This window comes from Nostoc sp. NZL (genome assembly GCF_015714705.1).
In the GTDB taxonomy this organism is placed as follows: Bacteria; Cyanobacteriota; Cyanobacteriia; order Cyanobacteriales; family Nostocaceae; genus Nostoc; species Nostoc foliaceum_A.
In genome coordinates this window covers 43,619-63,840 of the sequence record NZ_WBKL01000070.1, presented here as the reverse complement: position 1 = coordinate 63,840, position 20,222 = coordinate 43,619, and the positions used below count along the sequence as shown (strand labels likewise).

Genomic DNA, 20,222 nt, shown 5'->3' with positions numbered 1-20,222 from the left:
ACTACCCATTTATGCTGTTTTTTCTTCGTTTTTTAATGCTAAACGAGCAAGTCCATAACAGATTATGGCATTCGCGATCAGGAAGAGGCGTGCTAAGTTACCACTTCCCAAACCCCAAACTGCTGGGTCGTAAAGCGCACTCACCGTCAAGCATGCTGCTACACCTAAGGTTGAACCAATGGCAAACCATTTCCAACTAGGATGTCCTAGCAGCAATGCCATTAAAACAATGGGAATCAGTACGCTAGCAAACAAGGGATTCAACGCATCAGTTCCCTGGAGGGTATTGCCTAGTTCGGGAATTGAACTGCCCAAAACCCGGAAAGGCCATTGAGGAAGATCAAAAATATAGATTCCCTTGAGGAAGAATAACCCAGAACTGCCGGCAATTAGTCCACTGGATAAAGACCAACTCCAAGCAAAGGGGAAGTAAACCCGTAAAAACCAAGCCAGCAGATAGGAACCAACTACCATTAAAATCTTGGGTAACAGTGCTACTGCACCACCATCAATCCAAAAGCCGGGGTTGAGATAGCCGTTATCTCTTAACCAGCGGAAGAAATCTGGAAAACTGATTTGCCCTCCAAAGGCTAGTTTGACTGCTGCTTCTGCATTGAGTTGTCCAGCGCCATAATAGTTCAAACCATCATCTTGGATAACTCGCGCCGATTGCTTGAGGACTTTTAAAACTTCATCTGGTTCTTTGATGCCAGCAGCTTTGATTAATGCCGCAACACCAGCAACGTGGGGAGAAGCCATACTTGTACCCTGGAAGCCCAGAAATACCCCTTCGCCCTTTTCGTCGATAGTTTCTTGGAGAATCTTACCAGCTTCACTACCACCAGGAGCAGAGATATCTACCCCAGCACCAAAGTTAGAATAGGGTGCTCTTTCGCCATCTGGGCCAATTGCCGAAACGCCGATTACGTTGGGATAGCGGGCTGGATAGCCTGCCCCATTGGCGTTTTCATTTCCTGCTGCGGCAATGATAACTACGCCTTTTCTATGAGCATAGTCGATCGCTTCTTTCATCAACTTGCTTTCACCGCTACCACCCAAGCTCATATTAATCACATCTGCACCTTTATCAGCAGCAAATTTAATTGCTTCGGCAATATCGGCAACAGTACCGCCACCATATGAACTGAGTACCTTCAGGGGCATCAAACTGGCTTCGTAGGCAATTCCAGCTACGCCATATTTATTATTTGTGGCTTGGGCAATAGTTCCGGCAACATGGGTACCGTGACCATTATCGTCTTTGGCTTCTTCTCGGTCGTTTACAAAATCATAGCCTTTGACGAATTTTGTCTCATACAAATCCCGAACTTTAGTAATCCCGGTGTCAATTACTGCAACTGTAATGCCACTGCCTTTGGTTTGACTCCATGCGCCTTCAATACCGATTTTGTGCAAGTTCCACTGCTTGCTGTAATATTGATCATTGGGGCCAGTTAATGAGGGGCTTGTCTCATCATCATCTTGGGGTCTTAAAAATTCACCTAACCAAGCTGCTTCACCGGGTTGTGGAATCTTCCTATAGATATAATTGGGTTCAATGAATTCTGTAGCTTGGACAAACTGAGATTTTTTCAGTTCTTGAAGTCGCTGGCGATCGCCTTTGACAATATAAACATTATCTTTTTTGGAAAACTTGTTGTCTAATTGGGGTGTAACGTTGTATTGTTTGGCGATCGCTTGCAAATTCTGTTCCACCACAATTGATGGAATATCTTCCCGAAAATCAAGCAAAATCGTCTCAAACTCTCCTTTAGCTGCCAATCCCTGGAAATTCAGGAAACCAAATATGGCAGATCCTAGCCCAATGACAAACAAGCACAATAATATAAGCTTTCTCATATTAACTCATCACCGCTTTTTGCCAGTTTGCTCACTACCATAACTTATCTCCATCCTTTAGTGGTGGATTTTGCACTTTTAGTTACAAGTTTCACTCAGGACTTTTTTAAACGATGGAACGTGGTCTTTTGTGGTTGCCCCTATTAGTAATGTTTTTCTGGTTGGCTTGGCAAGGCTCGAAGGAGTATCAAAAAGTTGAAGCCTATCGCGCTTGGGCAGAGCAATTTGAACGGGCTAAGTACGATATTTATTCAGTATTGGGTCAAAAAGGCAACAATTTAACTTGGGGAAAACCCACACCTAAAGGGCCTGTTAAACTAGAAACATTCTCTTTGCTTGATGTTAGAAAAATATATCTTTTAGTAGATGAAAAAAAAGTAGATTTAGAAAATATACCGGAGAAAGGTCGTTCTATAGAGTTAGAATTTCTATTTTCCGAATCTAGTGGTTCAGTGCGAGTTCCGTTTACAGAAATCCCTTTGGCAGCAGAATGGGGTAAGTTTTTGCAGGGGGCTTTAGAAAGCTTGCGATCGCAAGCGAATCAGTAGTTATATTAAGTCTGGCTAATTATCTATGGCAGTAGATATCATAATCAAAATATTTAATTGAAGATAGCGGAAAGTCAAAGATGTCATCAGCACATTAGCTGTGCGATCGTCGAGACCAGTTAAAGTATGAATTAAGAGCGATCGCGTAGTGAAGTTGAGCAACACTGGCGGTGAAGTCTGTTTTTTGGTGATTCTCCTTTTTTGTACTTTTACCAGACTAATGCCAGTTTTTGAACGCAACCCCTTGACAGGGATAGGGTGTAGAGAACGCTATCAAAGAATTTAGTTGCTCAAGATTAAATCTTTTTTGTCTATTTATTCCTCTACACCTTCTCCGTTAGCGCAGCCTCTCTTAGAGAAGAGACAGGGTTATCAAAAGACACAACTAAATAGTGATAAAAGTGGAAGGTTGAGCCGAAAGTATACTTGCAGTGACATTATCCAACATTGCCAACACTTGATTGTCAGAACTATTCATAATGAAGGCTTGACTTCCTTGTTGCTGTATCAACAATTGACCGAACTTGAGACCACCTGACAACGCAAACTTGTCAGTGCCTACTGCAAAGTCAGTAATGGAGTCCGTGCCCTGACCTAAAGCCAATACAAAGGTGTCAGCACCATAACCCCCTGTAAGTACATCTTTGCCTGCGCCCCCATAAAGCCAGTCATTGCCTGCGCCCCCTAATAGTTGATCATCACCGATACCACCAAATAGGGTATCGTTACCGTTATCACCCGAAAGCTTGTCATTGCCGCTATCACCATAGAGCAAGTCATTCCCATCATTTGCCCAGAGAGTATCGTTTCCGTCGCCTCCGAAAAGTTGGTCATTTCCTAGATTACCTATGATGGTATCTGCACCCCCAAAGCCATAAATCTTATTGGCTGGGGCATTGCCTTTTAAGTACTCAGAATTTGCAGTGCCATTGAGAAGATAAATTTCGGTAGCAAGAGGGGCTTTAACTGTCCCACTAATGGCAAAGTCAAAGGGGCTTTCGTCACTATCGTTGTTGGTCAAACTGAAACTGCCAGCATAGGTTCCAGGCGTAGGTGTATTCGTATTGAGTGCCACCGTTATACTTTTTGAAGTGTTGGCAGCCACGGTATATGGAAGAGTTCCTACCAAACTAAAGCCGTCGGGGAGTTTGAGATTACTCAGGTTGAGTGCAGCTGTACCAATGTTCTTGATGGTGAAAGTTTTGGTTACGGTACTGCCGAAAGCGACATTACCAAAGTTAATCGCAGTAGTGCTGCCATCTGCAATGTTAACTGTGCCATTGAGAACTTGAATTTCGGGAGCAGGAGCGGGCTTAACTGTACCGCTAATGGCAAAGTCAAAGGGGCTTTCGTCACTATCGTTGTTAGTCAGACTGAAACTGCCAGCATAGGTTCCAGGTGTTTTCGTATTGAGTGCCACTTTTATACTCGTCGAAGCCTTAGTAGCCAAGGTAGTTGGAAGAGTTCCTACCAAACTAAAGCCGTCAGGGAGTTTGAGATTACTCAGGTTGAGTGCAGCTGTACCAATATTCTTGATGGTGAAAGTTTTGGTTACGGTACTGCCGAAAGCGACATTACCAAAGTTAATCGCAGTAGTGCTGCCATCTACAATGTCAACTGTGCCATTGAGAACTTGAATTTCGGGAGCAGTAACTCTACCACTAATAGCAAAGTCAAAGGGGCTTTCGTTACTATCGTTGTTGCTTAAACTGAAGTTGCCAGTGTAGGTTCCAGGTGTATTCGTATTGAGTGCCACCGTTATACTGGTCGAAGTCTTGGCAGCCAAGGTAGCTGGAAAAGTTCCTACCAAACTAAAGCCATCGGGGAGTTTGAGATTACTCAGGTTGAGTGCAGCTATACCAGTATTCTTAATAGTAAAAGTTTTGGTCAGGGTGCTGCCAACAATGCTGTCGCCAAAGTTAATAGCGGTGGTACTGTTATCTGCAATATCAACCGTGCCATCAAGAACTTGAATTTCGGGGGTAGGAGTATTATTGGTGGGGGCTTCGTATGCGCCAATGTCAATTAATACACTGCCGTTGCCATCGCCATCTAGGGGAATATTTTTAGTGATGCTATTGAAGGCATTAGAACCAGCATCGATTGCAGGACTTCCAGGTTTGAGCCTAAAGTCACCATTCGCTGCATCAACAAACAACGGGTCTTTGTTTAAAATATTTCCTGATCCTGTGCCTTGAAAAACTCCGTTGTAAGCAAGGTTATTGTCAAATGAAACATTACTAGAATTAACGAGCAAAGTCACAGACTCCCCGTTGCTTGCATACATAATATTGTTAGAGGCTCGAACATTTTTAGCACTGTTAACAAAAATTTCTCCGTCTGGGAGTGTTTGTGAGTTTTGGTAAGTTGTATTATTAATAATGTCTACAGGATTTTCTCCTTTGAAAATTTGGATTCCAGCCCCTCCATTGTTGTAAACTAAGTTATTACTGATTAAGGCTTTACCAGTATACGCAACACCTCCAATATAAGAAGTGTCAAGCATTATTCCATGACCCTCTGTTATTTTTCCTGCATTAATCCAAGGAACTAATTGGTTATTATCAAAAGAGGTGTTACCCCGAAGAATTACTTTATAATCTGTTACGTTATTATCAGAGTTCCAAAGATTAAGCATTGTAATTCCTTGGTTCCCATAAGGTGAATACCAAGCATTTCCAGAAACGACATTGTTTTCTACTGTAATGTAGTCTACTTCTGTTCCTGCAATCCCGCCTCCTGGAAACTTAGAAACATTGTTATTTTTAATTGTGATGTGATGTGAACGTTGCTTTTGGCTGCCATTAGTGAATGTAATATTAATACCATTTCCAGATGTTGCTGGGTTATTTAGATTGTCTCTTTGCTGAAGTGCATATTCTAATGTAATTTCATCTCGTGCTCCCACCAGCGTTAGCCCTTCAACTACTACGTATGAAGAGCCTGAAATTGATATAGCATTCCAATTATTTTTGTGTGCTTCTAAAACAGGTGTGTGCCCGGGATATGCAGTAAATGTGATCGGTGCATCAGCCTTACCCTGCTTATTTGTAATACTTAGGATATTAGCAGAGGCTGTGTTTGTGTAAGTACCATTCATGACGTAGACCGTATCACCTGCCTGCACCAAGTTAGCAGCTTTTTGGAGCGTGCGAAATGCGGCTCCCTCATTCAAGCCATTACTTTTATCATTACCTGTTCCAGAAACGTAATATGTTTTGCCAGCCATAGGTTTACTCCGAATGTGTGTAAGGGGAATTAGTAGTACACTCTCAGCAACTTTCTTTAGTTGCTAAATAGTTATTTGAATGAGTCATCTGTCTGGACTGTTCAAGACAGTCACAGTTGTCCGATGACGTACTCGCCCGCCGTAGGCGATCGCGACTTGAAATCGCGTCGTTTGTAGAAACACTGTTGTAAAACTGAAAATTTTTCTCCTGTCAACCGTTGATAGTTAAACCAGGGGTATCGATACCGTCAATCGTCAGTGTTTTATTGAGGGTGATCGGACGATTAGCACGTAGATAAGGCAGCGCAAAGCCGGAGACGTTTCCTGTCTTCTCTGGGCTTGTTGTTAAAACCTGGAATCGAATAGAATCGTATCTTCATCTGTGGCAGCCGCGTAGGCGTAGCCCGTCGCAGACATCGCTGCTCTTTGCAAACCAGCTTTGCTATCTGCTATATTTGATACGATAACCATAAATTGGCATAGTAATTCCTCAGAGCTTTGTCCGTTGTTTTAGGTCAGGAGGTTGCCAAATCGTCATGGTAAAATGCACCCCTTGCTAATAACTGAGGACTTAAAGTTGCAGTGGTTAAAGTTAAATTGGTTGAAACTTTAGTAGGTTGACCCCTTAACTTAAGGGAACTAATGTAACAACTTAGTCGAACCTGTTGTAATCGGTGTAACTGAGTCTTGTGAACTTAGTTAAAAGTAACCTTTACAAACAGCAATTGATATCAGTAAATACCCAGAATATAGTTCGTTTTTTTACAACAGAACAGGAAAAACTATGGAGTGCCGTGGTTGAGTCCTGTTAATTTCCAGAGTGATATGGGAATGGAAAGCGCTTTGTGCGAGGATTTAATGAAGTTGCTCTAAAGATTTTTTGGAAGCGATGCTTTCTGGTACTTCCGCTACCCGTAGCTTGCTTCCCCTTAGGGTCTGGTGGGCTACGCCTACGCCAAGCCGCAACCATCTTGCCAATAAGTAGATTGCCGTAAATCTTTGTTGTTGCAAGAAGGGATGAGGATGTTAGCCTAGTTCATCACTCTTTGAGATAGTTTGGTTTGATTGCGCCAACAACTCCAATCTTCATAATTATGAACGCTGAAATAAACTCCAGAATACCCGTTGCTTTAACCATTGCTGGTTCAGATAGCGGTGGCGGTGCAGGAATTCAAGCTGATTTACGCACCTTTGCTTTTCACTGTGTCCACGGTACTAGCGCTATAACCTGCGTCACGGCACAAAACACTCTAGGAGTCAGGAGGGTTGATGCCATGCTAAAAGAGGCTGTGGTGGCGCAAATTCAGGCAGTAGTTGAGGATATTGGCGTACAAGCTGCTAAAACAGGAATGTTGCTCAACCAGGAAATTATCTTTGCTGTTGCCCAGCAGGTGGAAGCTTTACAAATTGATAATTTAGTAGTTGATCCAGTAATGGTGTCACGTATGGGGGCACAATTGATTGATGATGATGCCGTGAAGGCTCTGTGCCATGTCCTGATTCCCAAGGCGGTTATAATTACGCCGAATCGCTACGAAGCCCAGATTTTAAGCGGTTTACAAATTAATTCCTTGGAGGATATGCAAGCCGCAGCTGAAATTATTCATAAGGCTTTACGCACAAAGGCTGTTTTAGTCAAGGGTGGAGGTATGCAGGGAGATTTGCGTGGCGTTGATATTTGGTTTGATGGCGATAAGTTGGAAGTTTTGACTTGCCAGCAAGTAGAGACAAAAAATACCCACGGTACTGGTTGTACACTATCGGCTGCGATCGCTGCTAATCTGGCTAAGGGAAAAGACTTGTGGCAGGCAGTGCAACAGGCAAAGGTGTATGTGACTACTGCACTCACTTACGCCCTAGATATTGGCGAAGGGCAAGGCCCTGTAGGACACTTCTTCCCATTGTTACGAGATTAAACTCGTGGTCAGTTATTAAGCTGTTGAATGACCATTGACTACTGACTACTGAACTATATCCAAAATGTAAATAAGAAATCTTTGCCCTTTCGGCATTTTTCTATTATTCTTGGGCATAGTTTCAGGGCTGACTATCTTTGTTAGCATCTCTGTACGATCTACTTACCTTGATTTTTAATACCAAGCCCCCGATGCGAACAACCATAGGTTCTGTTCACAGGAATTCGCCAACACCGACTACTCAAGCCTACCCTCCCTCTGTACCACTATCTGTATATCGGGAATTGTCAACAGAGTTGCAAGCAGCACAGGCGAAGCTACATACACTCACCACCAAAAATCAGCAATTAGCACAAGAAAATCAACTTCTACGCCAAGAAATTACCAAAGTTGTTGAGTCTTTTTCCCATTTACAAAAGTTTGTGGATTCCCATACTACGTCTAGTTATTACCAAGCCCCCGAAACTCCTGGCTATGTGAAAAATGCCGCTAAACAGCCAGTAACGCAAGCGCGTCCACCTCAACAGGTTTCTCGCCCAAGTCCACCTGTTGTGCCTAAAGCCCCACCCGAAAAAAGCCGTCGCCAAGCCTATTCTCCACCTGTAATGGAAATGAATTTTCCGATACCAGAACCAGTTTTTATAGAAGAGCAACAAGTAAGTTATTATTCCACTACTGAGCCAGATCCCAAGGGACTCAATGGCTGGTGGTTAATTATCACCATATTGTTAATCATGCTTACTGCCTTTAGTGCTGGATATTTCGTTGTGCGTCCCTTGTTTGAACATCAGAAACGTTAGTTGACACTCCCACAGTCGGCAGCAGAAGGCTTTCGGGCTACCGAGCAATTTCTCTGCAATTACTTTCTAAATGGCGTAATTTATCTATTTTTAGGTTATAAAAGTTACATAAAATGCTAACTTGACAGCAGCTTCTTTATGTTAGAACCTCAAAGATTATCCAATTAATAAATCCTTGCAGCTTCTCATGTCCCAAACCCTCAGGCAAAGCATCTACACTTTAAAAAAGTGGTAATTATTACATATGTTTTAGGAAAAGCACTGCTAGTTACAGCTTCAGACAGCGGATCTGGTTAGATATATAAACGAAGCTAGTAGAAGTCAGGAGTCAAAAAGATGAAAAAAGTAGAAGCTATTATTCGCCCATTCAAGCTAGACGAGGTAAAAATTGCCTTGGTTAACGCTGGTATTGTCGGCATGACTGTTTCTGAAGTCCGGGGGTTCGGACGGCAGAAAGGCCAAACTGAACGGTATCGCGGTTCTGAGTACACCGTTGAGTTTCTGCAAAAACTCAAAGTGGAAATCGTAGTTGACGACAATCAAGTTGATATGGTGGTGGACAAAATTATTGCTGCTGCCCGCACTGGTGAAATCGGCGATGGTAAAATTTTCATCTCGCCTGTTGAGCAAGTGATTCGGATTCGCACCGGCGAAAAGAACACAGAAGCAGTTTAAATAAGTTATGAGTTAAGAGTTAAAAGTTATGAGTTGTGAGTTAGGACTAATGAATGAAGATTTAGCAGAATTCATAACTCCTAACTCCTAACTCCTAACTCCTAACTCTTTCCAGTTGCGGAAGTAAAGCTGTAAAAGCTTTGCCTCGATGGCTAATTGACCTTTTCAACTCCCGTGTCATCTCAGCAAAGGTCAACTGCAACTCTTGCACGTAAAAAATTGGGTCGTAGCCGAAACCACCATCACCACGTGGTGCATGGAGAATTTCGCCATGACAAACACCTTCAGATTCTAATACGATCGCACCATCAGGACGAGCGATCGCTACTGCACAAACAAATTGAGCTTGCCGATTTACTTCGTTGCCTAATTCGCTCAATATCCTAGCAATGCGTTCTGAGTCGGTTTTAGCGTAACGTGCAGAATACACCCCTGGTGCGCCATTTAGGGCATCTACTTGCAAGCCCGAATCATCAGCAATTGCCCAGTTTCCTGTAGCTTTAGCAATTTGTGACGCTTTTAGACAAGCGTTGGCGGCAAAGGTTTCGCCCGTTTCTTCAATGTCTAATTCTTCAGGTTTGAGGGTTAATTCCCAACCAGAATTTTCCAGGTAAGCTTGCATTTCCCGCAACTTACCGGGATTTCCTGTGGCTACTACAAGTAATGTCATGAATTTTAAATATCAGTTAGGAGTTGGAGTGATAAGTTATGAGTTATTAATTCTTAACTCCTAACTCTCAACTCCTCACTAATTTTACTCTGCCCACTGTTTCGCCCAAGCAAGAGTTTGATGCACTTGTTCAATTGTCGAGGCTTCGCAGTACAGGCGTAAAACTGGCTCAGTACCGCTAAATCGAATCATTAACCAGCTTTTATCAGCTAGGCGATATTTGTAGCCGTCAATTGTTTGGCAATCAATCACTGCTTTACCTGCAATTTCCGTCAATGGTTGGGTTTGCAGTTGTTGCAAAAGACGCGATCGCACTTCCATACTTGCTAAGGGTAAATCAATGCGATCATAAGCTGAGGTAAACCCTGTTTGTTTCTGTAAGTGCCGATAATACTCACCTAAATCCAAACCAGATTCTACAATCGCCTCTAGAACGTACAATGCTGACAGCAGTGCATCCCGTTCGGGAATATGGCTACCATAGCCAATTCCTCCTGATTCTTCGCCGCCCAGCAACACTTCTGCTGCTAACATTCTGTCAGCAATATATTTATAACCAACTGCTGTCTCAAATACTGAGAGGTTATGTAGTGCCGCTACAAGGGGCATCAAGTCGGAACCACTAACAGTTTTGACTATTTCACCCTTAAAGCCGCGCCGCAGGGTTAAATGGTCGATTAATATCGGGATTAATACTTGGGAACTTAGGAAGTTTGCTTCTCCATCGACAGCTGCAATGCGATCGCAGTCTCCATCAAATACCAACCCCACCGTTAAACCTGATTTATCGGTTTCTCGGTGAGTCCTGATGACTTCAAATAGCTTTGAAAGGTATTTAGGCAAGGGTTCCGGCGCACCACCACCAAATAGAGGGTCACGATCGCTGTTGATTTCTTTGACCTGATTGCCTAGTAGTCTCGCCAATCCACCAGCCGCAGCACCATGCATGACATCGGCAAATAACGTTAATTTACCAGATGCGATCGCCTGCCGAAGTTTGGCAATATCAACTTTACCTTCTAGCGCTTGGGTATAACTGGGCCAAGGATCGAATTTCTCTTGCTTGCCTGGGGTAGCTGCTAGTGGTACTCCAACCGACAACTGCGCTTCTATCTCTTTTGTGACTTCTGGCGGCACTGATCCACCAAAACAACCCTTGACTTTTAATCCCAAATATGCACCAGGATTATGGCTGGCTGTAATTACCAGCGCTCCTAAAGCATTGAGTTGTTTTGCTGCCCAACTATAAGCTGGGGTTGGGGCGTATGTTTCGCTCAGTAGTACATCAAATCCGACAGCAGTGACAGTATCGGCAACAGCACGAGCAAAGTCTTCGGCCATGAATCGGCGATCGTAACCGACAATTATTGTCCGGCTACCCACCGTAGAAAAATATGTATCATATAATACTTTTGCGGCGACTGGCGCGACCAGGGCTAGGCGTTCAAAGGTGAACTCGTCACCAATAACGCCCCGCCAGCCGTCTGTACCAAACTTGATTGAGTTAGCTACAACTGGCATCTAAGTATCCTAACTGTCTACTTGAGGATTCTAGCATTTATACAGTGTATAAAGTAAAAAAAGAATCTAGTAAAAATATGTACTAATATTAGGCTGTTTCAACACAAAAATTAGCAAATTTGTGCAATGGAGATGCCGCAGCTACGCCCATCGTAGACATCGCTTTGATCGTTGAGAAATAAATCAAAGGATAAATCTGGTTTTCTCCTTCACACATTAACTAAGGTTTTTGTCAAAACTGTTTTTAGAGGATGTCTGAAAAGTATAAAGTTTAGCTCGTGCACTAGAGTGAACACATGAGCCGAAAACGGTATTGAGCCGAGATGCGCGACGTGAAAGTTGTGCGTAGGGGCAGTAGCCTATTTTAGCCAAATTATGGGAATCAGGAAAGTTCAAAAATTTTATTTGCTCTTTCTTCTCTCTCGGTTGGTGTATCTCTTGTTGAGGATTGAAATCCTATCCTAATCGATTTGTATAGAAGCAGAACCAGTCGAAATATTGTAGTTGCAAGGAAGAAAGACTGTGTTAGATATTGATGAAATGGGAGCCAAGGAAATACATAACCTTCTACAGAAGATAGAGTATGGACACTTAGGCTGTACATCACAAGGACATCCATACGTAGTGCCGATGCACTATTATTTCGAGAATCCCAATCTGTACATCTTTACAACCGAAGGAATGAAGACAAAGTACATTGATGCGAATCCGGAGGTGTGTTTACAGGTCGAAGAGATTCACGACTTATCCCATTGGCGCAGCGTAATTGTTATGGGTCGAGCTTACCGCCTAACTGAGCAGCAAGAATTGACTCATGCAATGCAATTAATCAAAGCAAAGAATCCACAACTTTCTCCTGCTCTGAATCGAACATGGATAGATGCTTGGGGACGAGCAAATGTTATTGTTATCTATCGGATTGATCCCAGCGAGATGACCGGGCGAACCACTCAAGGAGTCAGCAGTCAGTCATGATGGAGTTGTCAAGTATGGATGTAATTTGATTTCTCGTAACGATTGGAACAAAGGAGTTCAACCATGATTGGCAACTCGTTGCAGTGTGAATATATCGGTTGGGGAAACTTAGAGGATTTTCGCTCGCGGGCTGCTGCCGAAAATGAAGAGTTAATTTTTACACTCCCTGCGGACAACGCTCCAATTTTAATTCACGGATTTTTGGATTGTCTGCGAACGCCAGAAGTACAAGCTAAAATCCCGCAACAGTTTTCAGAAAACGATGTAGCAGGAGTTATGGTGGAAATGGTGAGAACGCTACCGGAAACTCTTTTGAAAGAGTGGAGAAATCAATCCCACAGCACAGAGCAAACAGCAGTTTGTGCAATGCTGCGTTGGTCAACGAGTTAAATCATTGAAAATTTGCATGGCGCAAGCGATTTATGACAGTCGATACTTTGGGGTTAGTTTTGCGGGTCTTGGTGACGGCTGCTAATGTCCCAGAACGAGAAGGCGGCAAACAAGTGCTCAAGAAAGTTAAACAGATGAACCAAAATATCTCCCGCCTAACCTAACTACTATATGGGTAGATAGTGGCTTTGATGGGATAACCTTTATGCAGTGGGTAATGGATTTCTATCGTTGGGTTGTCCAAGTGGTATTGCGTCCCAAAGAGCACAAAGGTTTTGTTTTGCTACTTAAACGTTGGGTAGTATAACGCACATTCGGTTGGCTAATGGGTTGTCGGCGATTAGTCAGAGACTATGAGTTACTACCAGAAACTTCAGAGACGTTTATTTACCTTGCCATAATCCGGATTATGGTGAGGCGATTGGCATAAAATTTGACCCCTCAAAACTCTTCAAACACCCTCTTAGATTCACTTACAAAGAAAGGCAGAAGGCAGAAGGAAAGAAGTATTAATAAAAACTAAAGAAAGTATCCGGTAAAAAAGGGTATCCAAGATTTCAAAAAGATAACCCTTTGGTTGAATATAAAAGCAGTGGTTATAATCCTTAATAGTATTAACTATTAAGGATTGTTAACATGAGCAAAACTGCTCAAAAACGTGATTGTTCCTTAAAAATCATCGAGAAACTGACTAAGGCGACTGATTACGGGGTCAACCTCTTGAGGAGGGGTAGCAACAGAATAAGAAGTATTATTTACTACTTCTAATTGAGTTGGAGACGGAATGAACGATCGATCATTGACTATGAGCGCCAGTTGTGCAACTTGTTGAGAAAGTTGCAGTAGATGGTGTTCCATCGCCTCCAAACGATTAGATCCCTTGGCAAAAAAACGTTCCTCAAGTCCAGCCACTTGACGTTGCAGTTCACCAATTTGTTGTTCAATCGGTGTTGTTGCTGCTGTTTGTGGAGCAGGTTGTACAGATTCCGGTACACATAAAGATTGCCACAAGGCTTCTTTACAGAGATCGCTGAAAGTCTTGTCTGGTTGTTTTTCCAAATAACTTTCTACTTGCGCTAACAAGCTTTCATCAGCAAGCTCTGGGTTGAACGTGACGGATTTAACTACCTTTTTTGACCATTGGAACATCAGCTTTATGCCCTAGCAGCGCGATTGGAGGATAATTGTGCCTCTCCATAAATATACTGCCCCAAAGCATTCGCCTGTCGGGAAGGTGCTGCTAAATGAGCATTAATCTTTGCTTCCTTCAGGAGACGTTGAACGTCGTCCCAGAAGAACTCACCACCCCCGCCAGTAAGAATCACATCGGTGACGCGTTCTGGCAACCAGGCTAGCACACGGCTACAGATTTCGCGAGAAAACATCTCCGTGAGGTTGGGAAGAAAATCGTCCAGGTTGGTGGGCTTGCTAGCGCCTTTAGGACGGTAATAGCGTTCTCCCCTGGGTTTGTTAACAGCAGAAATCAACGCTAGAGATTGACTATCTGCTCCCTCGATTTCGGCGGACACCAATTCATAAAACTTATTCATCCCGAAGTCTTCGCTCTTAGAAGCACCTCTGGCAAAACGGAAGTTATCTACCATCAAAAGATCGACGGTTTGATGTCCAATATCAACGATCGCCACCGATATTTTTGTAAAATCGGGACTGCCAGGACTTTTCTTAGGTTGAGCTTCAGACCACAGCAAGCTGCCGTAACCTTCTGGCATTACCCATACTTTATTGACGTTCAGCGATACAGATTCGCCTCGGAAGTTCAACACATGAGGCCCACCGACTTGGCTAATCAACTGTGCTTTTTCCTTTTCAAATTGCTCTAAGGAAAGAAAAGGTAGACCCAGTACGACTGAGATATCGTCTCTGAGTTTGAAGTAGCCAGCGCTTGCTAAAACTTTTACCAGTGCAGCTTCTACCTTAGATTGTCCGACTCCTAGATTCGCCCCAAAATCGGCTGCTAGTTGACCAACAGCATATCCATTTCCCTGATACTCCAGCCACAAATCCATTAAGGGGTCAGTAGCCCTGGCTTCAAAAACACCACCGCGTACTTGTTCTATAGACATCTGCTTGACGTTGGCAGGTACGAACACCACATTGCCTGGTTCACGACTCACACAAGTTTTTGTGGAAGTTCTGCCTAAATCAACACTGAGAATGGTTTTCCCGGAACCACCGCCTGGCTTGGGAGTATTATTAACAGCATTGATGGGAGTCGATGCTGACACTCTATTCATGGGTATAGCAGCGGCATTGATTGGGGTAGCGGCGGAAGGTTGGTCTGTCATGAAAGCTCCTAGTTCAAACTTAACTGTAAAAAGTTGTCATGCTCATCTTACAAAAATGCGAGCAACCAGAAATTCTAGGTTGCGTCAAGTGTAGCTAGAAATACGCCAAAAATTAATTCAGGCAATACCTCCGATAAGCTCTGCCAACACACATCTAGTATTATTTGGCATAGTGTAGGCGAATTTTGGCCAGATGTAACCCCTGCTTTCACTGCTTTCAAACCAAAAGCCTCCGTGTTTCATCTTCTAGTACGTCTTAACTGGCGCTTGAATATCCAGAAAACAAATGCTAGAACCAAACCCCCAAGTACGATTTTGGATACAGGAGCGAGGTACTTGTCCACAAGTTCATACTGACTACCCAATATGTATCCTGAGTATGTTAGCAAACCCACCCAAGCAGCGCTACCTAAGGTTGTGTAAACCAAAAATGGTAGCAAGGGCATATTGCTAATACCTGCGGGAACAGAAATCAAAGTGCGGATTCCCGGCACAAGGCGACCGATTAATACTGCTGTTCTACCTCGTCGGTCAAACCAATGTTTGGCCTTGGTGATATCTTTACTGGATATGCCCAGCCATTTGCCATATTTGTCAGCCCAAGCTTTCAAACGGGTTTCGCCCAAAAACTGACCTGGATAGTACCAAATAAGTGCGCCCAATACAGAACCCAAAAGTCCTGCGAAAAACACACCAATGATATTCAGCTTTGCCCCTCCTGGTTGATATGGACTTGCTGTAAATCCAGCCAGTGGCATGATCAATTCTGAAGGAATCGGGGGAAAAAGGTTCTCTAGGAACATTAGTAGGGCGATTCCCCAATAACCAAAATAGTTGATAGTATTAGTTATCCATTCAAGCATTGAGTCAATTCCTGAAATTGCTGGGCTAGTCTTGTTACTAAATTCAGCCTTAGCTTTTTTAAAAGCTAATTATCCGCGCTTTTTAAAGTCAAGGTAACTTAACTCCACTAAAGCATCAGAACTGAGAAACAGAGTAAGACAAGTGGAAGCTAGGGGTCTGTTTTATTAATTTCAAGGGTTATAAAAGTTCGTAAGTATTTCTAGCCCTTGAGATTGAGCGATTTATCGCTCAATACGAACCTGAAAAAATTAATGAAACAAACCACTAGGTTTTATTTTCTAATTTTTTAGATCCCCCTTAGTCAGTTTTTTAAAATAACTAGGGAGGATCTAAAGATTTGATGGCAAATTTAAAAACACACTTTAGGATTTTTTCTGAGGTTGGGACTGTGGAGGAGATGAGGGAGGTAGGAGTGCAGAGGAAGACTAGGGAGAAAATTTTACCTTATCCCCTTTGTTTCTCCTTGTCCCCCTCTGCCTCCTTTCTTCTAGGCTGTCGGGGTCAATGATTGTACTCTTGGTTCCGATTGCCAGTCTAAGGGATTCCAAACTCGATCTTCCAGCGCCATCTGCTCAATCAAACTTGCTAGTCTCAGGGCTTTGAGAGCTTGTTCACCACCTACTGAGGGTTGATTCCCACCGTGTACACAGTTGACAAAATGTTCCAATTCTGCACTTAAAGGTTGAATATTGCTGGTGTAGACTTTTTCAATCACACCATCTTGCCTATAAAGTACTTGTCGGTGGTCGGTGAGAGAATTGGCAGTCGTTTGTCGGTGAATCAAAATTTCATTCTTAAGAAAATCTGCCTCAGTAAATGAATTTTTACAATGGGCGACAATCCGGCGAATTTTTCGGTGGGTGACTTTACTGGCAGTCAGAGTAGCAACAATACCATTAGCAAACCCCAAGGTGGCGGTTACGTAATCTAAATAACCAGAGTCTAGGGCGCGAGTCCCGCTAGCAGTCAATTTTGTTACTGGGGAAGCAGCTAATTCCAAAAGTAGGTCGATGTCATGGATCATTAAATCCAGCACAACTGAAACATCGTTTGCTCGATCTGAGTAAGGACTCATTCTGTGGGCTTCTAGCGCCAGTAATTCCTCTGTTTTTAGAACTTGGCTCAGTTCTTTAAAAGCTGGGTTAAAACGCTCAATATGACCTACTTGCAGGATACACCCAGACTCAGCCGCGGCATTTACTAAAGACTCTGCCTCAGAAATACTGGCTGCGATCGGTTTTTCAATCAAAACATGAATTCCCGCTAACAGACAGTTGATGCCCACGGCATAGTGCAGACGGGTGGGAACAGCTACACAAACTGCTTCCACAAGGGGTAGCAGATCGCAGTAATCTTCAAAAAAACGCACCTTGTAGTTGCTGGCAGTTTCTAACCCCCGCTCGACGTTAATATCTGCCACTCCGACTAGTTCAACATCTTTCATTGAACTCAGCACGCGAGCATGGTGTTGTCCCATGTTACCCACTCCAATCACGCCTATGCGGATTGGTCGTGGCTGGTTGCGCTGTGTATATGGATTCGGTTCTGCCACTGACATGCTATCTTGCACTATTATTCTCTCCTCAACCACCAAATTTAGAGACGCTACGGCCGTTGGCGTTTATACTCGAAAGCCAGTTACGATCCGTCTAAAACCATCCAGATGGTAACATAGAGCCTATGTTTATGAAGAATTTCAAAGTTTGTGTTCGGTTCCCGTAATCCAGATATCTTTTGTATAGATAGTTCGGGTTTGTTTTGGATTTTACACTTTCTACAATAAATATGTGTCTTTTTATTAACTTTAAAACATTCAGTAAGACTTAAGTGTAAATTCTTCAAATTTATAAGGATCGCCTTCCTTTGCTCCGACTTAACTGGAGGTTGTATTTAGGCAATTAATTACCGAGATCGATATCTAATTGATACTACTCAAATTACAAAGTCATGAAAAAGTAACATGTGTACTTTTTTCCAGAAAAATGCTGTTGGAAATTATCGCCGCTAAATTACTTGAAAAGATTTTTGTATGATTATTTGCAGCACCCGTTGTAGAAACGTACTCCTGTAAAGAAGCAAGCCACGCATAGCATCTGTCTGCGACACGCTGCGCGTTTACGTAGCATCCCGCAGGGAACGTAGAGAAGATATCGCACCGCTTTTTGAGAGAAACTAGTGTAAATTGTTTTTTTGGAATATCTAAAGGTGCGGCGTTGTTTGCCATCACTCACAGGGTTTAGGAGTCGCTTTGGCATTACTCTGTGACATCTTGTTAAGGTGTGATTTGGCAATTTGAAATCCAAAATTTGCAACTGAGATGAAAGCTGTAATTCTGTTATCTGGGGGATTAGACTCTTCCACAATTCTGTACAAAGCTAAGGCTGATGGCTGTGAATGTCATGCTATTTCCTTTGATTACCAGCAGCGACACCGACGAGAGTTACAGTCAGCCCTCACCGTTGCTCAAAAAGCTGCGATCGCAAAACATCAGGTGGTTAATTTTGACTTACGGCAATGGGGCGGTTCCGCACTTACCGATGATGCCATTGATTTACCCCAGGAGCGATCGCTGGATGAAATGTCTCAAAATATTCCTGTCACCTATGTTCCGGCTCGTAATACCATCTTCTTAAGCTTTGCTCTTAGTTACGCCGAAGCGATCGCATCTGAACGTGTTTATATCGGTGTCAACGCCTTAGATTACTCAGGATATCCTGACTGTCGCCCCGACTATATCCAAGCAATGCAGGAAGTTTTTCGCCTGGGAACCAAACAAGGGCGTGAGGGACAACCCATTAACATTGTTGCACCCCTAATAAATTTGAAAAAAACTGAAATCATTCAACTGGGTAACCAATTGGGAGTTCCTTGGGAGCTAACTTGGTCTTGCTATGCCGGTGGAGATGTCGCCTGCGGCGTGTGTGATTCTTGTCGCTTGCGGCTAGCAGCTTTTGCCGAATTGGGACTCGTTGATCCACTGGCGTATGCTTCTTGAGTGAAGAGTTAAAATTTATAACTCCTGTACAGACGCGATTAATCGCGTCTCTCTTAACTCTCAACTCCTAACTCTTCTAAACGTCGCAGTTGAATTTGATGCAGGCGTGGGCCAACAATTGATACCACAGTGAATTCAAGATTTTCATAACAGAAGGTTTCGCCTTTGCTAGGAATTTTCTGTAACTGATACAGCAAAAAGCCCCCTAGTGTCTGATACTCTCTTGTCAAGGGCAAATTTAGATGTAAAACTTCATTGAGGTCTTCGAGGTTGATCTGCGCCTGCACCAGAAATTTTTGATCATCTAACATCTGAATCAGTAAGTCATCACTGCTTTCAGGTTCGCTAGCATCGCCGATAATTTCGGCAATGACATCTTTGATTGTCACGAGTCCCACAATACCGCCAAATTCATTTACAACCATGACCATAGCGGGTTTCTCTTGCTGCATCATTGGCAAAAGTTCACTCAATGGCGTGTGTTCTGGAACAAACCGGGCGGGACGCATCCAAGGTTGGATTTGTGTCTCTAAACTAAGCTTTCCTACAGCCAAAGGTTGTGCCAAATCTTTAAAATAAACAATCCCCCGAACATCGTCTAAAGATTCACCAATCACAGGATAGCGAGAGTAACCAGTAGAAGCCATTTCCTTAAGTAATATCTGGAAGGTAGCATCTTTTGGAAGCGCGATAATACTGGTGCGCGGGATCATCACATCTTGGGCCATGACATCCCCAAATTCAAATACATTATTGAGCAATTCTCGCTCTGCACGCTGTAAACCAGTAGACCCCCATTCTGTAGAGATAATTAGTTGCAATTCTTCGGGAGTAACAGGCGGTCTCCAGCCTTGACCTGTGTATTGGATGCCAAAAATCCGCAATAAAAAACGAGTTGATTGGTTCAGAATCCAAATAAAGGGGCCGAAAAAACGCACGATCGCTTTTACCGAAGGCCCCAAAAACCTAGCTAGCTGTTCTGAGTACAGCATAGCTAAGGATTTGGGACATAATTCTCCGATCACAATTTGCAAATAGGCAATCAAGAAAAAGGCAATGGGAATTGATAGAGAATGCGCCAGGAAGGTAGTCATCCCACTGGGTAAAGGCCAGGATTTAAACCATGCATTCACCAGTACAACAATCGTACTTTCGCCAATCCATCCCAATGCCAAGCTAGAGAGAGTAATGCCTAACTGAGTGGTAGATAGAAGTCGGTCAATACTACGTTGTAGCATTTCGACGGCGATCGCTGGAATATCTCCAGCCTTAACTAGCTGGTGAATCCGCGATCGCCGCACGCTCACCATCGAAAATTCCGCCGTCACAAAAAAGGCATTTATGGCAATCAGCAGTAGCACTGACAACAACCGTAGCGCCACGTCTGTCCAAATTAAATTAGGAAAACCACTTACCACCAAAGCTCGTGTAAAACTCACGCCCTCCATTTAGGGGAATAGGGAATAGTAAAAA

18 protein-coding genes and 1 pseudogene are annotated in these 20,222 nt (G+C 43.2%); 8 read left to right on the top strand and 11 right to left on the bottom strand.

The genetic code is table 11. The features are described from left to right. Window positions 1–9: 9 nt before the first annotated feature. Window positions 10–1,860 carry a S8 family peptidase gene (locus F8R90_RS10265; protein WP_196510659.1) on the bottom strand — a complete coding sequence of 617 codons (1,851 nt, stop codon included), beginning with the start codon at window positions 1,858–1,860 and terminating at the stop codon, window positions 10–12. A 113-nt stretch (window positions 1,861–1,973) separates the two neighbouring features. Between F8R90_RS10265 and F8R90_RS10260 the strand changes: the two genes are divergently transcribed. Further along, window positions 1,974–2,408 (top strand): hypothetical protein, encoded by a 435-nt coding sequence (locus F8R90_RS10260; protein WP_196510658.1) that lies wholly within the window; start codon window positions 1,974–1,976, stop codon window positions 2,406–2,408. A gap of 15 nt (window positions 2,409–2,423) precedes the next feature. Here F8R90_RS10260 and F8R90_RS10255 read toward each other — a convergent pair whose 3' ends face one another. The 3 genes from F8R90_RS10255 to F8R90_RS33410 all read right to left on the bottom strand — a co-directional run bounded on the left by F8R90_RS10255 (window position 2,424) and on the right by F8R90_RS33410 (window position 6,108). After that, window positions 2,424–2,648, bottom strand: a complete 225-nt coding sequence (locus F8R90_RS10255) for a hypothetical protein (RefSeq protein ID WP_196510657.1) — start codon at window positions 2,646–2,648, stop codon at window positions 2,424–2,426. Between the two features lie 145 nt (window positions 2,649–2,793). After that, entirely contained in the window at window positions 2,794–5,637 is a 2,844-nt protein-coding gene (locus F8R90_RS10250) for a choice-of-anchor D domain-containing protein (RefSeq protein ID WP_196510656.1), read from the bottom strand. Between the two features lie 345 nt (window positions 5,638–5,982). Next, window positions 5,983–6,108, bottom strand: coding sequence for a hypothetical protein (locus tag F8R90_RS33410; protein ID WP_269141752.1), 126 nt, complete (start codon window positions 6,106–6,108; stop codon window positions 5,983–5,985). Window positions 6,109–6,731: 623 nt separating this feature from the next. On the opposite strand from F8R90_RS33410, the gene thiD reads away from it, so the two are divergent. The 3 genes from thiD (at window position 6,732) to F8R90_RS10235 (ending at window position 9,028) form a co-directional block, all read left to right on the top strand. Then, window positions 6,732–7,553: a bifunctional hydroxymethylpyrimidine kinase/phosphomethylpyrimidine kinase gene (gene thiD / locus F8R90_RS10245; protein ID WP_196510655.1), complete on the top strand. Its 822-nt coding sequence runs from the start codon at window positions 6,732–6,734 to the stop codon at window positions 7,551–7,553. Between the two features lie 191 nt (window positions 7,554–7,744). Next, window positions 7,745–8,353, top strand: coding sequence for a hypothetical protein (locus F8R90_RS10240; protein WP_196510654.1), 609 nt, complete (start codon window positions 7,745–7,747; stop codon window positions 8,351–8,353). A gap of 336 nt (window positions 8,354–8,689) precedes the next feature. Continuing rightward, window positions 8,690–9,028 (top strand): P-II family nitrogen regulator, encoded by a 339-nt coding sequence (locus F8R90_RS10235; protein WP_012410794.1) that lies wholly within the window; start codon window positions 8,690–8,692, stop codon window positions 9,026–9,028. A 94-nt stretch (window positions 9,029–9,122) separates the two neighbouring features. Here the strand turns inward: F8R90_RS10235 and rdgB are convergent, their stop codons facing one another. Together rdgB and F8R90_RS10225 are read right to left on the bottom strand one after the other, a co-directional pair. Further along, complete coding sequence (rdgB, locus tag F8R90_RS10230; RefSeq protein ID WP_196510653.1) at window positions 9,123–9,698, bottom strand: RdgB/HAM1 family non-canonical purine NTP pyrophosphatase; 576 nt, start codon at window positions 9,696–9,698, stop codon at window positions 9,123–9,125. Between the two features lie 84 nt (window positions 9,699–9,782). Next, window positions 9,783–11,219: a phosphoglucomutase/phosphomannomutase family protein gene (locus tag F8R90_RS10225; RefSeq protein WP_196510652.1), complete on the bottom strand. Its 1,437-nt coding sequence runs from the start codon at window positions 11,217–11,219 to the stop codon at window positions 9,783–9,785. A gap of 522 nt (window positions 11,220–11,741) precedes the next feature. On the opposite strand from F8R90_RS10225, the gene F8R90_RS10220 reads away from it, so the two are divergent. The 3 genes and pseudogenes from F8R90_RS10220 to F8R90_RS10210 all read left to right on the top strand — a co-directional run. After that, on the top strand, window positions 11,742–12,194 hold the full coding sequence (locus F8R90_RS10220) for a pyridoxamine 5'-phosphate oxidase family protein (protein WP_196510651.1): 453 nt from the start codon (window positions 11,742–11,744) through the stop codon (window positions 12,192–12,194). 63 nt (window positions 12,195–12,257) lie between these two features. Beyond that, window positions 12,258–12,584 (top strand): hypothetical protein, encoded by a 327-nt coding sequence (locus tag F8R90_RS10215; RefSeq protein ID WP_196510650.1) that lies wholly within the window; start codon window positions 12,258–12,260, stop codon window positions 12,582–12,584. Window positions 12,585–12,604: 20 nt separating this feature from the next. Then, window positions 12,605–13,014: pseudogene (locus F8R90_RS10210) on the top strand (transposase); the annotation flags it as partial. Between the two features lie 239 nt (window positions 13,015–13,253). On the opposite strand, the gene F8R90_RS10205 reads toward F8R90_RS10210, so the two are convergent. The 4 genes from F8R90_RS10205 to F8R90_RS10190 all read right to left on the bottom strand — a co-directional run bounded on the left by F8R90_RS10205 (window position 13,254) and on the right by F8R90_RS10190 (window position 17,324). After that, a complete protein-coding gene (locus F8R90_RS10205) occupies window positions 13,254–13,733 on the bottom strand; it encodes a plasmid segregation centromere-binding protein ParR (RefSeq protein WP_196510649.1) in 480 nt (159 codons plus the stop codon). Between the two features lie 5 nt (window positions 13,734–13,738). Further along, window positions 13,739–14,890 carry a ParM/StbA family protein gene (locus F8R90_RS10200; RefSeq protein WP_190893146.1) on the bottom strand — a complete coding sequence of 384 codons (1,152 nt, stop codon included), beginning with the start codon at window positions 14,888–14,890 and terminating at the stop codon, window positions 13,739–13,741. Between the two features lie 239 nt (window positions 14,891–15,129). Further along, window positions 15,130–15,753, bottom strand: coding sequence for a DedA family protein (locus F8R90_RS10195; RefSeq protein ID WP_190893144.1), 624 nt, complete (start codon window positions 15,751–15,753; stop codon window positions 15,130–15,132). Window positions 15,754–16,241: 488 nt separating this feature from the next. Continuing rightward, a complete protein-coding gene (locus F8R90_RS10190) occupies window positions 16,242–17,324 on the bottom strand; it encodes a Gfo/Idh/MocA family oxidoreductase (protein WP_196510648.1) in 1,083 nt (360 codons plus the stop codon). 747 nt (window positions 17,325–18,071) lie between these two features. On the opposite strand from F8R90_RS10190, the gene queC reads away from it, so the two are divergent. Then, window positions 18,072–18,749: a 7-cyano-7-deazaguanine synthase QueC gene (queC, locus tag F8R90_RS10185; RefSeq protein WP_196510647.1), complete on the top strand. Its 678-nt coding sequence runs from the start codon at window positions 18,072–18,074 to the stop codon at window positions 18,747–18,749. 53 nt (window positions 18,750–18,802) lie between these two features. On the opposite strand, the gene F8R90_RS10180 is transcribed toward queC, so the two are convergent. Continuing rightward, window positions 18,803–20,197: a hemolysin family protein gene (locus tag F8R90_RS10180; RefSeq protein ID WP_196510646.1), complete on the bottom strand. Its 1,395-nt coding sequence runs from the start codon at window positions 20,195–20,197 to the stop codon at window positions 18,803–18,805. Between the last annotated feature and the right edge of the window lie 25 nt (window positions 20,198–20,222).

Excerpts from the sequence above, each read along its gene's own strand:
- F8R90_RS10265 (WP_196510659.1), bottom strand. The coding sequence starts at position 1,860 with ATGAGAAAGCTTATATTATTGTGCTTGTTTGTCATTGGGCTAGGATCT.
- F8R90_RS10260 (WP_196510658.1), top strand. The coding sequence starts at position 1,974 with ATGGAACGTGGTCTTTTGTGGTTGCCCCTATTAGTAATGTTTTTCTGG.
- F8R90_RS10250 (WP_196510656.1), bottom strand. The coding sequence starts at position 5,637 with ATGGCTGGCAAAACATATTACGTTTCTGGAACAGGTAATGATAAAAGT.
- F8R90_RS33410 (WP_269141752.1), bottom strand. The coding sequence starts at position 6,108 with ATGGTTATCGTATCAAATATAGCAGATAGCAAAGCTGGTTTGCAAAGA.
- thiD (WP_196510655.1), top strand. The coding sequence starts at position 6,732 with ATGAACGCTGAAATAAACTCCAGAATACCCGTTGCTTTAACCATTGCT.
- F8R90_RS10240 (WP_196510654.1), top strand. The coding sequence starts at position 7,745 with ATGCGAACAACCATAGGTTCTGTTCACAGGAATTCGCCAACACCGACT.
- F8R90_RS10235 (WP_012410794.1), top strand. The coding sequence starts at position 8,690 with ATGAAAAAAGTAGAAGCTATTATTCGCCCATTCAAGCTAGACGAGGTA.
- rdgB (WP_196510653.1), bottom strand. The coding sequence starts at position 9,698 with ATGACATTACTTGTAGTAGCCACAGGAAATCCCGGTAAGTTGCGGGAA.
- F8R90_RS10225 (WP_196510652.1), bottom strand. The coding sequence starts at position 11,219 with ATGCCAGTTGTAGCTAACTCAATCAAGTTTGGTACAGACGGCTGGCGG.
- F8R90_RS10215 (WP_196510650.1), top strand. The coding sequence starts at position 12,258 with ATGATTGGCAACTCGTTGCAGTGTGAATATATCGGTTGGGGAAACTTA.
- F8R90_RS10205 (WP_196510649.1), bottom strand. The coding sequence starts at position 13,733 with ATGTTCCAATGGTCAAAAAAGGTAGTTAAATCCGTCACGTTCAACCCA.
- F8R90_RS10200 (WP_190893146.1), bottom strand. The coding sequence starts at position 14,890 with ATGACAGACCAACCTTCCGCCGCTACCCCAATCAATGCCGCTGCTATA.
- F8R90_RS10195 (WP_190893144.1), bottom strand. The coding sequence starts at position 15,753 with ATGCTTGAATGGATAACTAATACTATCAACTATTTTGGTTATTGGGGA.
- queC (WP_196510647.1), top strand. The coding sequence starts at position 18,072 with ATGAAAGCTGTAATTCTGTTATCTGGGGGATTAGACTCTTCCACAATT.
- F8R90_RS10180 (WP_196510646.1), bottom strand. The coding sequence starts at position 20,197 with ATGGAGGGCGTGAGTTTTACACGAGCTTTGGTGGTAAGTGGTTTTCCT.